This is a genomic window from Pseudomonas sp. P1_F7 (assembly GCF_056405655.1).
In genome coordinates this window covers 1-13,251 of sequence record NZ_JBFUBR010000010.1, presented here as the reverse complement: position 1 = coordinate 13,251, position 13,251 = coordinate 1, and the positions used below count along the sequence as shown (strand labels likewise).

The following is a 13,251-nucleotide window of genomic DNA, read 5'->3' as shown; positions in this document are numbered from 1 at the left end:
GTTCGTACCACCGTTTAAGGCTTGTAGTCGCTCTGGATCTTGCATTGGGTATGGCCCCTGCATAAGTATCCGCAGGCACGACTCACGAGGTCGTCCTCTAATTCCAAAAATGACAACAAATCATGAGGCCACCATGCTTAAACACGCGGTCATTCCGTTTTTAGTTGGCGCAAGCTTGTTAGCCAGCGCACCGTTCGCCCAAGCAGCGACTAACCTGGTGTTCTGCTCCGAAGGGAGCCCGGCCGGTTTCGATCCAGGTCAATACACCACCGGAACCGACTTCGACGCCTCCGCAGAAACCATGTTCAACCGCCTCACCCAGTTCGAGCGCGGCGGCACCGCCGTTATTCCTGGGCTGGCGACCAAGTGGGACATCTCCGATGACGGCCTGAGCTACACCTTCCACCTGCGTGAAGGCGTCAAGTTCCACACCACCCCGTATTTCAAGCCGACTCGTGAGTTCAACGCCGACGACGTGCTGTTCACCTTTAATCGCATGATTAACAAGGATGACCCGTTCCGCAAAGCGTACCCGACCGAATTCCCATACTTCACCGACATGGGGATGGATACCAACATCACCAAGATCGATAAAGTCGACGACCACACGGTCAAGTTCACCCTCAAAGACGTCGATGCCGCGTTCATCCAGAACATGGCCATGAGCTTCGCCTCGATCCAGTCCGCCGAGTACGCTGCCCAACTGCTGAAGGAAGGCAAGACTGCCGACATCAACCAGAAGCCGATCGGCACCGGCCCGTTTGTGTTCAAGAGCTACCAGAAAGACTCCAACATCCGCTACACCGGGAACAAGGACTACTGGAAGCCTGATGACGTGAAGATCGACAACCTGATCTTCGCCATCACCACCGACCCGTCGGTACGTATCCAGAAGCTGAAGAAGAACGAGTGCCAGGTCACCCTGTTCCCTCGTCCGGCCGACCTGAAGGCGCTCAAGGAAGACAAGGACCTGAAACTGCCTGACCAGGCCGGTTTCAACCTGGGCTACATCGCCTACAACGTGATGCCCAAGGTCAAGGGACAAACCGATGCGAACCCGCTGGCCGAGCTGAAGGTGCGCCAGGCACTGGACATGGCGGTCAACAAGCAACAGATCATCGACTCCGTGTACCAGGGCGCCGGTCAACTGGCCGTCAACGCCATGCCTCCGACCCAGTGGTCCTACGACACCACCATCAAGGATGCGCCTTACAACCCTGAGAAAGCCAAAGAGCTGCTCAAGGAAGCCGGCGTGAAAGACGGCACCGAAATCGTTCTCTGGGCGATGCCGGTACAGCGTCCATACAACCCGAACGCCAAGCTGATGGCAGAAATGCTGCAGTCCGACTGGTCCAAGATCGGCCTCAAGGTCAAGATCCAGAGCTACGAGTGGGGCGAGTACATCAAGCGCTCCAAAGGTGGCGAGAACCAGGCGATGCTGATTGGCTGGAGCGGTGACAATGGTGATCCCGACAACTGGCTGAACGTGCTGTTCGGCTGCGATTCGCTGGAAGGCAACAACTTCTCCAAATGGTGCGACAAGAAGTTTGACGACATCGTCAAGCAAGCCAAGCGCACTTCAGACCAAGGCAAGCGCACCGAGCTCTACAAACAAGCGCAACACGTCCTCAAAGACGCTGTGCCTATGACACCTATCGCTCACTCGACGGTGTTCCAACCCATGCGCGCCAACGTGCAGGACTTCAAGATCAGCCCATTTGGCTTGAACTCCTTCTACGGCGTCAGCGTCAGCAAATAAGGTTTTGCAACGGCGACGTTTCTGACGTCGCCGTTGCTTTATCTACCGAGCAAGCAGGAATTCGCCTACATCCAAATCCGCAGCTGACTACAGCATCGGGCGAGGACGCGTTGCCATTTCCTACGAGTCTTTAGGACTCTACGCATTTACTGCCGGACCCATGGCTCATACCGTCGGGATCTGACCAGTGCACGCGTGGGTCATCGGTTACTGCTGTGTGCATGGCTTGAAATCAGTGATGCCTCTACGTCCGCGGACGGGACGGCGGCTCATTGACAACACTTTGAGAGAAAAGGAAGCGTTATGCGCCATACCTTGGTTTTATCCGCATTGCTGGGCACCGGCCTGTTGGCCGCCACTTCCATCAGCCAGGCCGCCAACAACAGCCTGGTGTTCTGCTCCGAAGGCAGCCCCGCCGGTTTCGACACGGCGCAGTACACCACTGCGACCGACAACGACGCCGCCGAACCGCTGTACAACCGGTTGGCAGAGTTCGAGAAAGGCGCGACCAACGTCGTACCGGGCCTGGCCACAAGCTGGGATATTTCCGAGGACGGCCTCAAATACACCTTTCACCTGCGCGAAGGGGTGACGTTTCATACCACCAAATACTTCACGCCGACTCGAGACTTCAACGCCGATGACGTGCTGTTCACGTTCAATCGCATGCTCGACCCGCAACAACCCTTCCGTAAGGCTTATCCGACAGAGTTTCCATACTTCAACGGCATGAGCCTGAACAAGAACATCGCCAAGGTCGAAAAGACCGGCCCGCTGACCGTGGTCTTTACGCTCAACAGCGTGGACGCCGCGTTCATCCAGAACATCGCCATGAGCTTCGCCGCCATCCTTTCGGCCGAGTACGCCGACAAGCTGCTGGCCGAAGGCAAACCGAGCGACATCAACCAGAAACCGATCGGCACCGGGCCGTTCGTGTTCAAGAGCTACCAGAAAGACTCGAACATCCGCTACACCGGCAACAAGCATTACTGGGACCCGAGCCGGGTCAAGCTCGACAACCTGATTTTCGCCATCAACACCGACGCCTCGGTGCGCGTGCAGAAACTCAAGGCCGGCGAGTGCCAGATCACCCTGCACCCGCGCCCGGCCGATGTGACCGCGTTGAAGAGCGACCCGGCCCTGCAACTGATCGAGAAGCCTGGCTTCAACCTCGGCTACATCGCCTACAACGTGCGCCACAAACCCTTCGACCTGCTCGAAGTGCGCCAGGCGCTGGACATGGCGGTGAACAAGCAAGGCATTCTCAATGCTGTCTACCAGGGCGCGGGGCAACTGGCGGTCAACGCCATGCCGCCAACCCAATGGTCCTACGACGACACGATCAAGGACGCCGCCTACAACCCGGAAAAAGCCAGGGAATTGCTCAAGGCTGCCGGCGTCAAGGAAGGCACCGAAATCACCCTCTGGGCCATGCCGGTCCAGCGTCCGTACAACCCCAACGCCAAGTTGATGGCCGAAATGCTCCAGGCTGACTGGGCGAAGATCGGCCTCAAGGTCAAGATCGTCAGCTATGAGTGGGGCGAATACATCAAGCGCACCAAGAATGGCGAGCACGACATCAGCCTGATCGGCTGGACCGGCGACAATGGTGATCCGGACAACTGGCTGGGCACGCTCTACAGCTGCGATGCCATCGGCGGTAACAACTACTCGATGTGGTGTGATCCGGCTTACGACAAGCTGATCAAGCAGGCCAAGGTCGTCACCGACCGCGACCAGCGCACCCAGCTCTACAAACAGGCGCAGCAACTGCTCAAACAGCAAGTGCCGATCACGCCAGTCGCCCACTCAACGGTCAACCAGCCGCTGAGCGCCAAAATCGAAGGGTTCAAGGTGAGCCCGTTCGGCCGCAATGTTTTCTCGGGTGTCAGCATAGAAAAATAACCGATTAGCCAGAAATGCCAGGGGGCGGATTTTCCGCCCTCACGCAGACGCTTTGCCGTCTTTCGCCAATTTGGCCGACAGCAAACGTTTGCGAAGCCGTGAATGAGTTCTAAACCAATAGCCGGATCACAAAAAAAGACCGGCATAAAAAAAGAAAGTAAGGAGCTTTACCCATGAAACTGAGCAGCACCGCGTTATTGGCCTTGGCCATAAGCAGCGTAACCGCCACGGCTTACGCAGAAACCCAGAGCCAGGCTTTCACCCCGGTTACCGTGAACGAGAAAAGCGCCCAAAGCGAAGCCACCGGCTTTGTCGAAGGGCAGTCGATCACAGGCACCACGCGTAACTGGTACGCCAACGAGCAACTGCAACGCGGCGCCAAGTTCGCCTACAAGAAGGACGGCGTTTCGACCCCGACCGATCGCCGGATCAACTGGGTCCAGGGCACCATCCTCAAGTACAACTCGGGCTTCACCGAAGGCACTGTCGGTTTCAGCACTGAAGTCGCCGCCTACAACGCCATTGCCCTGGACCGGGACCGCAAAGACCTGGCGTCCAACAACGGTGGCGCACCGGGCTCTCGCCCAGGCGCGGGCAACAACCGTACCCTGACCAAGGAAGGCGGCGACGCTCAAGGCCAGTGGAGCAAACTGGGCCTGGCCAACGTCAAGGCTCGCATCTCCAACAGCACCCTGACCGCCGGCCGCATGAACTTCAGCAGCCCGATGGTCGACGTGATCGGTAACCGTGCACTGCCTTCGAGCTTCGAAGGTGTGGCCATCCACAGCGAAGAGCTGAACAACCTGGCCTTCGACTTGGCCACCTTCGACCGCAACTCACCGCGTACCGAAGAAAGCCAGCGCAAATTCCGCACTGAATACGCCAACGGCATCGTCGAAACCGACCACGTCTACACCGGCGGTATCACCTACAACCCGCTCGCCAGCCTGACCACCAGCCTCTGGGCGACCCAGGCTGAAGACATCTGGAACCAGTACTACTTCGGCGCCTCCCACGTTCTGGGCGACAGCCAGGTACTGAGCCTGACCACCGGCCTGAACTACTACAAAACCAAGGAAACCGGGAAAGCCCTGATCGGCGATATCGACAACGACACCTACTCGCTGTCGTTCGGCCTGACCCACCAGGCCCACACCCTGACCTTCTCGTACCAGGAAGTGAACGGTAACGAGTACTTCGACTACCTGCACGAAACCAACGGCATCTACCTGGCCAACTCCCTGCTGTCGGACTTCAACGGCCCGAACGAAAAATCGTTCCAGGTTGCCTACGGTCTGAATATGGCCGAATACGGCGTGCCAGGCCTGAAGTTCAACATCTACCAGGCTCGCGGCTGGGGCATTGACGGTACTCACTACACCGGCAACGGCGGCGTGGCAGGCAAGGGTTACGACGGCATCCAGTCCCAGGATGGCGAACACCACTATGAATACGGCATCGGCGCGACCTACGCCGTGCAGAGCGGCCCGCTCAAAGCCACCACGATCCGCGGTACCTACACCGCTCACCGTGCCAGCGAAAACCAGGCTGACGGCAGCATCAACGAGTTCCGTCTCGTGACCACGGTTCCATTCAACATCCTGTAATGCCGCTGCCGAGCGGCTGATTCATTGACGAATCGGCCGTTCGGCTTTTGTCTTTTAACTGATTGCAGAGGGTTCTTGATGAAAATACTTCCCCTACGTGCGGCCATTGCGGCTGCGTTGCTCAGTGTCGCTGTCGGCGTTTCGGCCAAACCCCTGGTGGTTTGCACGGAAGCCAGCCCTGAAGGCTTCGACATGGTCCAGTACACGACTGCAGTCACCGCCGATGCCGTGGCCGAAACCATCTTCAACCGCCTGGCAGACTTCAAGCCCGGCACCACCGACGTGATTCCGGCGCTGGCCGATTCCTGGGACATCAGCGAAGATGGCCTGAGCTACACGTTCCATCTGCGTAAAGGCGTCAAGTTCCACACCACCGACTATTTCAAGCCGACCCGCGACATGAACGCCGACGACGTGGTCTGGAGCTTCCAGCGTCAGCTGGACCCGAATCATCCATGGCACAAACTGTCGAGCGTGGGCTTCCCGTACTTTGAAAGCATGGGCTTCAAGGAACTGCTCAAGAGCGTCGATAAAGTCGACGACAACACGGTCAAGTTCACCCTGGCCCGCCGTGAAGCGCCGTTCCTGGCCGACATTGCCATGGCCTTCTCCTCGATCTACTCCGCCGAGTACGCCGACCAGTTGCTCAAGGCCAACAAGACCGGCGACCTGAACAACAAGCCGGTCGGCACCGGCCCGTTCGTCTTCCAGCGCTACAACAAGGACGCCCAGGTTCGCTTCAAGGCAAACCCGGAGTACTTCCGTGGCAAGCCACCGGCCGATGCGTTGATCCTGGCCATCGCCACCGACAACAACGTGCGCCTGCAGAAGCTCAAGGCCAACGAGTGCCAGGTCGCGCTTTATCCGAAACCGGATGACATTCCGAGCATCAAGAAAGACGACAAGTTGAAAGTCGATGAGCTGAATGCGATGACCGTCGCGTACATCGCCATCAACACCACGCACAAGTACCTGAGCGATGTACGGGTGCGTAAAGCCATCGACATCGCCTTCGACAAGGAAGCGGCTGTCAACGCGCTGTTCGGCAAGGGCAATGCAACAGCCGCCGTCAACCCGTTCCCGGACACCCTGCTGGGCTATAACCACACACTGAAGAACCCGGCCCGTGACCTGGAGAAGGCCCGTGCCCTGCTCAAGGAAGCCGGCGTACCTGAAGGCACCACCTTCACCCTGTTCACCCGCAACGGAGGCGGTGCAACCAACCCGAACCCGATGCTCGGTGCGCAGATGATGCAAGCCGACCTGGCCAAGGTCGGGATCAAGATCGACATTCGCGTGATGGAATGGGGCGAAATGCTCAAGCGCGCGAAAAACGGCGAGCACGACATGGTTTCCGCCGGATGGGCGGGCGATAACGGCGATCCGGATAACTTCCTGACGCCTATGCTCAGTTGTGAAGCGGCCAAGAACGGCGAAAACTACGCACGCTGGTGCAATGACAAGTTCCAGGCCCTGATCGATCAGGCCCGGGAAAAAACCGACCCGGCCGAGCGTGCAGCCCTGTACGAGCAGGCCCAGGTTATTTTTAACCAGGACCAGCCGTGGATCAGCTTGGCGCACACTAGAATGTTTACCGCAATGCGCAACAACGTAGAGGGCTATCACATTAGCCCCCTCACCACGAATAACTTCGCCACCACCCAGGTGAAGTAATAAGAAAACTCCCGGCATGCCTGACCCAGGCATGCCGGGCACGCCTAACCGGCTGATGAGGTACAACACACGATGTTTAGTTTTATTGCCCGCCGACTGGGGTTACTGATCCCCACGTTCTTCGGTATCACCTTGCTGACTTTCGCGTTGATTCGCATGATCCCGGGCGACCCCGTGGAAGTCATGATGGGAGAACGTAGGGTCGATCCCGAAATGCACGCTCAGGCAATGGAACGCCTAGGTCTGAACAAACCCCTGTATGCCCAATACCTGGATTACATCGGCAAACTGGCCCACGGCGATCTCGGTGAATCCCTGCGTACCCGTGAAAGCGTCTGGAGCGAATTCACCTCTCTGTTCCCTGCGACCCTGGAACTGTCCTCGGCCGCGCTGTTGTTTGCCGGTGTCCTGGGCCTCTTGGCCGGAGTGATCGCGGCACTCAAGCGAGGATCCCTGTTCGACCATGGGGTGATGGGCATCTCCCTGGCGGGATATTCGATGCCGATCTTCTGGTGGGGCCTGATCCTGATCATGTTCTTCTCGGTGAGCCTGGGCTGGACCCCGGTTTCCGGGCGCATCGACCTGCTCTACGACATCGAGCCACGCACCGGCTTCATGCTGATTGACACCTTGCTGGCCGGCGAGCCGGACGCCTTCTTCGACGCCCTGCACCATCTGATCCTGCCGGCCATCGTGCTGGGTACCATCCCGCTGGCGGTGATCGCGCGGATGACCCGTTCGTCGATGCTCGAAGTACTGCGCGAGGACTACATCCGCACCGCCAAGGCCAAGGGCCTGTCGCCGTCGCGCGTGGTGTTCGTGCACGGTCTGCGTAACGCGTTGATTCCGGTACTGACCGTGGTTGGCCTGCAAGTCGGCACATTGCTCGCCGGTGCGGTCCTGACCGAGACCATCTTCTCGTGGCCGGGCATCGGCAAATGGCTGATCGAAGCCATTGGCGCCCGGGATTACCCCGTCGTGCAAAACGGCATCCTGTTAATCGCCTGCCTGGTGATTGTGGTCAACTTCGTAGTGGACATCCTCTACGGCTTTGCCAACCCACGCATCCGTCACCAGCGCTGAGATCATGACCATGACCACTCCAATTCCATCGGTAGCAGTCGATCAAAGCCTGCTGTACCCGTCTCCGTACAAAGAATTCTGGCAAGCGTTCTCCAAGAACAAAGGTGCCGTCGCCGGCCTGATGTTCATGCTGCTGGTGATTTTCTGCGCCATCTTCGCCCCGTGGGTTGCCCCTCACGACCCGAGCGAGCAGTACCGCGATTTCCTGCTGACCCCGCCGGCCTGGCTGGAAGGTGGGCAACTGCAATTCCTGCTCGGCACCGACGAACTGGGCCGCGACCTGCTGTCGCGTCTGATCAATGGTTCGCGCCTGTCATTGCTGATCGGCTTGTCGTCGGTGGTGATGTCGCTGATTCCGGGCATCCTGCTGGGCCTGTTCGCCGGGTTCTACCCGCGGATTCTCGGCCCGACCATCATGCGTCTGATGGACATCATGCTGGCCCTGCCATCCCTGCTGCTGGCCGTGGCGATTGTCGCCATCCTCGGCCCTGGCCTGATCAACACCATCATTGCCATCGCCGTGGTTTCGTTGCCGTCCTATGTTCGTCTGACTCGCGCCGCGGTGATGGGCGAGCTGAACCGCGACTACGTGACCGCCGCGCGCCTGGCCGGTGCCGGCCTGCCGCGCCTGATGTTCGTTACCGTGCTGCCTAACTGCATGGCGCCGCTGATCGTTCAGGCCACCCTGAGTTTCTCCTCGGCGATCCTCGATGCCGCCGCACTGGGCTTCCTCGGCCTTGGCGTACAACCGCCAACCCCTGAGTGGGGCACCATGCTGGCTTCGGCCCGCGACTACATCGAACGCGCCTGGTGGGTGGTGAGCCTGCCTGGTTTGACCATTTTGCTCAGCGTGCTGGCAATCAACCTGATGGGCGACGGCCTGCGCGATGCGCTGGACCCGAAACTCAAGAACGCCGCCTGAGGAGATTCCCATGTCACTGCTAGAAATCAAGAATCTCAACGTTCGCTTCGGCGACAAAAATGCCACGCCAGTGGTCGATGGCCTCGACCTGCAAGTGGACAAGGGCGAAGTGCTGGCCATCGTTGGCGAATCGGGTTCCGGCAAGTCCGTGACCATGATGGCGCTGATGGGCCTGATCGAGCATCCGGGGATCGTCACCGCCGACGCCCTGAATTTCGACGGCAAGAACATGCTCAAGCTCAACAACCGCCAGCGTCGGCAGATCGTCGGTAAAGACCTGTCCATGGTCTTCCAGGATCCGATGACCGCGCTGAACCCGAGCTACACCGTGGGTTTCCAGATCGAAGAAGTGCTGCGCCTGCACCTGAAAATGTCCGGCAAGGCTGCCCGCAAGCGCGCTATCGAACTGCTGGAAAAAGTTGAAATCCCGGGTGCCGCCAGCCGAATGGACGCCTACCCGCATCAACTGTCCGGTGGTATGAGCCAGCGTGTCGCGATTGCCATGGCGATTGCCGGCGAACCGAAACTGCTGATCGCCGACGAACCGACCACGGCGCTGGACGTGACCATTCAGGCACAGATCATGGACCTGCTGCTGGCGTTGCAGAAAGAGCAGAACATGGGCCTGGTGCTGATCACCCACGACCTCGCCGTCGTGGCCGAAACCGCCCAGCGTGTATGCGTGATGTACGCAGGGCAAGCGGTCGAAGTCGGTCAGGTGCCGCAACTGTTCGACATTCCGGCACACCCGTACAGCGAAGCGCTGCTCAAGGCGATTCCGGAACACAGCCTGGGCGCCTCGCGCCTGTCGACCCTGCCGGGCATCGTTCCCGGTCGCTACGACCGTCCGCAGGGTTGCCTGCTGTCGCCGCGCTGCCCGTACGTGAAAGACAACTGCCGTCAACAACGTCCGGCCCTTGACCAGAAAAGCAACAGCCTCGCTCGCTGCTTCTACCCGCTGAACCAGGAGGTGGCGTAATGGCCGTCGTTCTTACCGCCCGCGACCTTACCCGTCACTACGAGGTGTCCCGAGGCCTGTTCAAGGGTCACGCCACTGTGCGCGCCCTCAACGGAGTGTCGTTCGAACTGGAAGCCGGCAAGACCCTCGCCGTCGTCGGCGAGTCGGGTTGCGGCAAGTCCACCCTGGCCCGTGCCCTGACGCTGATCGAAGAGCCGTCCTCCGGTTCCTTGAAAATCGCCGGGCAGGAAGTCGCCGGTGCCGACAAGGCCCAGCGCAAGCAACTGCGCAAAGACGTGCAGATGGTATTCCAGAGCCCGTACGCCTCGTTGAACCCTCGGCAGAAAGTCGGTGATCAGCTTGCAGAGCCATTATTGATCAACACCAACCTGAGCGCCGCGGAACGTCGCGAGAAAGTCCAGGCGATGATGAAGCAGGTGGGCTTGCGTCCCGAGCACTACCAGCGTTACCCGCACATGTTCTCCGGCGGTCAGCGCCAGCGGATCGCCCTGGCCCGCGCGATGATGCTGCAACCGAAAGTGCTGGTGGCGGACGAACCGACCTCGGCGCTGGACGTGTCGATTCAGGCGCAGGTGCTCAACCTGTTCATGGATTTGCAGCAAGAGTTCAACACCGCCTACGTGTTCATCTCCCACAACCTGGCGGTGGTACGCCACGTTGCCGACCACGTGATGGTGATGTACCTCGGTCGCCCGGTGGAAATGGGCACGAAAGAGGACATTTACTCCCGTCCTCTGCACCCCTACACCCAGGCGCTGCTGTCGGCGACGCCAGCCATCCACCCGGATCCGAACAAGCCGAAAATCAAGATCGTCGGGGAATTGCCCAACCCGCTGAACCCGCCGTCCGGCTGCGCCTTCCACAAGCGCTGCCCGTACGCCACCGAGCGTTGCAGCACTGAAGAGCCGGCCCTGCGCCTGCTCGCCGGCCGCCAGGTGGCTTGCCACTACGCCGAGCAATTCCTCGACGGCGCGGCATAAAAAAAGCGCTTCAGTCACTGAGGCGCGCTTAAGTCAAACAAACCCCTCCTGCATCGATTGCGCATCAATCGATGCAGGAGGGGTTTTCTTTTGTCTGTCGAACTGAAATCTCGCTTTTTTACAAAAACGCAACTCCCATTCCTGACAGTTTCGAACGCTCACCTGTTTTGTTTGAATCATATCGGTGAGTCACGCGACACACCGCGTACATACCAGAAGCGTTCAAAACTATAGGGACAGGTGGAAGCCTCATGGAAACTCAAGCAATAGATGTAAACCTGCTTGACGCTGGTCAACTAGACCCGGGATTTGGTGTTTTTGGACAGATCAGACCTGACTTTCTGGCCGGCTCGGTCAGGGCCGTTGTGTTATCGGCTGAAGGTGCCCTGACCTACGCTACTCGGCAGGGAGAGGGCTTCACTCTGTACCGCACCGATTCTGACGGTATCAAGGACAAGGCGTTTGGTAATGACGGGAACACAGGGGAATGGCAGTTTGTCGTTGGTGAAAAATCAAATCCGTCGCGTTTGCTACTGCAAGAGGATCGCAAGATCCTGATGATCGGAGATACCCGAAAACCCAACGGTATCGGCCGGGCAGCACTGAGACGCTTTCATGCCAACGGCAGCCCTGACCTGGTCTTCGGTAGTGTCGTTATTCCTGTAGCACAGCATGATTATGCCCAAGTGGATTTGATCGACGGTTGTCTTCAGGGTGATGGAAAAGTGCTTGTGGCGTTCAGCTATTACCTTAGTGACTCCGAAGGGGCACTGCTGGCTCGCCTGCAAAGTAACGGTGAACCCGATACCAGTTTCGGCAATAGGGGGTTTGTCGAGATCGAAAGCGGGGGAAACTTCATCCTGCTATGTAGCGTTGTGATTCAAGACGGAAAAATCGTTATTGGCGGAACCACCCCATCCGGTCAGCTCGTTCTTGCACGTTATGATCTGGAAGGGCAGGTCGATACCCAATTTGGTATCGATGGTTTTGCTTTCTTCGCAACAACAGATGGCTCACTTAGAATGAGTCAACTCATCGCACAGGCTGATGGCAAGCTGGTATGTGCCGGCGGTGTCCAGGAAACCATGGGCATGGTGATGAGATTTACCGCAGACGGTCACCCCGATAAGGAGTGGAATGGCGGGCTTCCTGTATTGACCAACACCGGTCCTGAAACACTCTGGAGTTCGTTGGCCCAACAGCCGGATGGCAAAATTGTCGTGGTCGGTTACAACCGGGCACTCCATTTAATCGCTGGCAGGTTGTTGCCCAATGGAGACCATGACACCCGCTTCGGCGGAACTGGGTCCGGGTGGGTTTCTTTTGGTCCTTCAGGAGGATTGTCGTGGGATGTGAAGGTACAGAGCGGTGCTCGTATCATCGTTGGCGGCGAGGCGTTCATCGAAATCGGGAATCACGGCCCGGTAGTCTACGGGCTCCAAGCCTGAGCCCAGACTTCCGACGATGTATCCTCAGGTAAAAATATGAGCGAAAGGAAACCGTGACTTTGCAGCGTGAGGGGAACGCATCCCGAGCAATTCCTCGACGGCGCGGCATAAAAATCCGCAGGAGCGAGCAAGCTCGCTCCTGCATGGATTGCGTTGTTTGAAGTATTGAAGCGTTAACCCGCCCCCTTCCGCCTCGATTGCGCATCGGTCAGGAAGAAGGGGTTTTCTTTTGCCTGCGATGGTGCGACTACGTCTGGCTGTCGCCTTCCTCTTCATCGGAGTCCGGCTCGTCCGTGGTCGAGTCATCGTCGTTGTCAGCCCCACCCTGCCCCTGATCTCCCGGTTCCGATTCGGATTTGGCGATCATCAACCCCGCGTAACCAACCTGCCCGCTCGAAGCCTGCTCACCGTGGTTGGTGCACTCGGCCCACGCCATCGAAGTGCCGAGCGAGAGCATCACCATCACCTTCAACAGCAGTAAAACGCGAAACAACCTGTTCATAGCCGATTCCTTCCTTTCGTTGAGTGCCTGTCTGACGCTGAGTCAAATCTAGTTCCGATCAGCCGGGTTCTCCAGATTGGACGCTATCGAGTAGGGGAAAATGCAGTGGGATTGGAGATTGGTTTGGAATAGGGGTTATTCCCAGGTCCACTAACACCGAAGGACCGTGTAGGAGCGAGCTCGCTCGCGATGGATGCTAACGATGACGCGCTCTGTCTGGATAAACGCAACGCGGCTGGCATAATCGCGAGCAAGCTGAACTGGCCTAATGATTTTGGACACTTCAATCGGGCGCTATGATGGCGCCCAAATCTGAGGTGTTGGGTTATGCGTAAATCTTATTCGAGTGAGTTCAAACTCAAGGCTGCCAGCATGGTACTGGACGAGGGGCA

At 58.4% G+C, this 13,251-nt stretch carries 10 protein-coding genes; 9 read left to right on the top strand and 1 reads right to left on the bottom strand.

The features are described 5' to 3' along the window. The first annotated feature begins 133 nt into the window (after window positions 1-133). The 9 genes from AC1D1M_RS15450 to AC1D1M_RS15410 all read left to right on the top strand — a co-directional run bounded on the left by AC1D1M_RS15450 (window position 134) and on the right by AC1D1M_RS15410 (window position 12,357). Window positions 134-1,759 (top strand): ABC transporter substrate-binding protein, encoded by a 1,626-nt coding sequence (locus AC1D1M_RS15450; RefSeq protein ID WP_477776325.1) that lies wholly within the window; start codon window positions 134-136, stop codon window positions 1,757-1,759. Window positions 1,760-2,062: 303 nt separating this feature from the next. Further along, window positions 2,063-3,664, top strand: a complete 1,602-nt coding sequence (locus AC1D1M_RS15445) for an ABC transporter substrate-binding protein (RefSeq protein ID WP_477776324.1) — start codon at window positions 2,063-2,065, stop codon at window positions 3,662-3,664. Between the two features lie 173 nt (window positions 3,665-3,837). After that, window positions 3,838-5,271 (top strand): OprD family porin, encoded by a 1,434-nt coding sequence (locus tag AC1D1M_RS15440; protein ID WP_477776323.1) that lies wholly within the window; start codon window positions 3,838-3,840, stop codon window positions 5,269-5,271. Between the two features lie 78 nt (window positions 5,272-5,349). After that, window positions 5,350-6,945 carry an ABC transporter substrate-binding protein gene (locus AC1D1M_RS15435; protein ID WP_477776322.1) on the top strand — a complete coding sequence of 532 codons (1,596 nt, stop codon included), beginning with the start codon at window positions 5,350-5,352 and terminating at the stop codon, window positions 6,943-6,945. A 72-nt stretch (window positions 6,946-7,017) separates the two neighbouring features. Beyond that, the gene (locus AC1D1M_RS15430; protein ID WP_477776321.1) at window positions 7,018-8,028 is read left to right on the top strand and encodes an ABC transporter permease subunit; all 1,011 of its coding nucleotides are present in this window, start codon (window positions 7,018-7,020) and stop codon (window positions 8,026-8,028) included. A 10-nt stretch (window positions 8,029-8,038) separates the two neighbouring features. Further along, complete coding sequence (locus AC1D1M_RS15425) at window positions 8,039-8,950, top strand: ABC transporter permease subunit (RefSeq protein WP_223516079.1); 912 nt, start codon at window positions 8,039-8,041, stop codon at window positions 8,948-8,950. Between the two features lie 10 nt (window positions 8,951-8,960). Continuing rightward, window positions 8,961-9,929, top strand: a complete 969-nt coding sequence (locus AC1D1M_RS15420) for an ABC transporter ATP-binding protein (RefSeq protein WP_057716450.1) — start codon at window positions 8,961-8,963, stop codon at window positions 9,927-9,929. Continuing rightward, window positions 9,929-10,909: a peptide ABC transporter ATP-binding protein gene (locus AC1D1M_RS15415; RefSeq protein WP_046043945.1), complete on the top strand. Its 981-nt coding sequence runs from the start codon at window positions 9,929-9,931 to the stop codon at window positions 10,907-10,909. Before AC1D1M_RS15420 ends, AC1D1M_RS15415 begins: the two co-directional genes overlap by 1 nt. Window positions 10,910-11,160: 251 nt before the next feature. Further along, window positions 11,161-12,357 (top strand): hypothetical protein, encoded by a 1,197-nt coding sequence (locus AC1D1M_RS15410; protein ID WP_477776320.1) that lies wholly within the window; start codon window positions 11,161-11,163, stop codon window positions 12,355-12,357. Between the two features lie 247 nt (window positions 12,358-12,604). Here AC1D1M_RS15410 and AC1D1M_RS15405 read toward each other — a convergent pair whose 3' ends face one another. Continuing rightward, a complete protein-coding gene (locus AC1D1M_RS15405; RefSeq protein WP_477776319.1) occupies window positions 12,605-12,859 on the bottom strand; it encodes a hypothetical protein in 255 nt (84 codons plus the stop codon). Between the last annotated feature and the right edge of the window lie 392 nt (window positions 12,860-13,251).

Coding starts and splice junctions, on each gene's coding strand:
- AC1D1M_RS15450 (WP_477776325.1), top strand. CDS start 134: ATGCTTAAACACGCGGTCATTCCGTTTTTAGTTGGCGCAAGCTTGTTA.
- AC1D1M_RS15445 (WP_477776324.1), top strand. CDS start 2,063: ATGCGCCATACCTTGGTTTTATCCGCATTGCTGGGCACCGGCCTGTTG.
- AC1D1M_RS15440 (WP_477776323.1), top strand. CDS start 3,838: ATGAAACTGAGCAGCACCGCGTTATTGGCCTTGGCCATAAGCAGCGTA.
- AC1D1M_RS15435 (WP_477776322.1), top strand. CDS start 5,350: ATGAAAATACTTCCCCTACGTGCGGCCATTGCGGCTGCGTTGCTCAGT.
- AC1D1M_RS15430 (WP_477776321.1), top strand. CDS start 7,018: ATGTTTAGTTTTATTGCCCGCCGACTGGGGTTACTGATCCCCACGTTC.
- AC1D1M_RS15425 (WP_223516079.1), top strand. CDS start 8,039: ATGACCACTCCAATTCCATCGGTAGCAGTCGATCAAAGCCTGCTGTAC.
- AC1D1M_RS15420 (WP_057716450.1), top strand. CDS start 8,961: ATGTCACTGCTAGAAATCAAGAATCTCAACGTTCGCTTCGGCGACAAA.
- AC1D1M_RS15415 (WP_046043945.1), top strand. CDS start 9,929: ATGGCCGTCGTTCTTACCGCCCGCGACCTTACCCGTCACTACGAGGTG.
- AC1D1M_RS15410 (WP_477776320.1), top strand. CDS start 11,161: ATGGAAACTCAAGCAATAGATGTAAACCTGCTTGACGCTGGTCAACTA.
- AC1D1M_RS15405 (WP_477776319.1), bottom strand. CDS start 12,859: ATGAACAGGTTGTTTCGCGTTTTACTGCTGTTGAAGGTGATGGTGATG.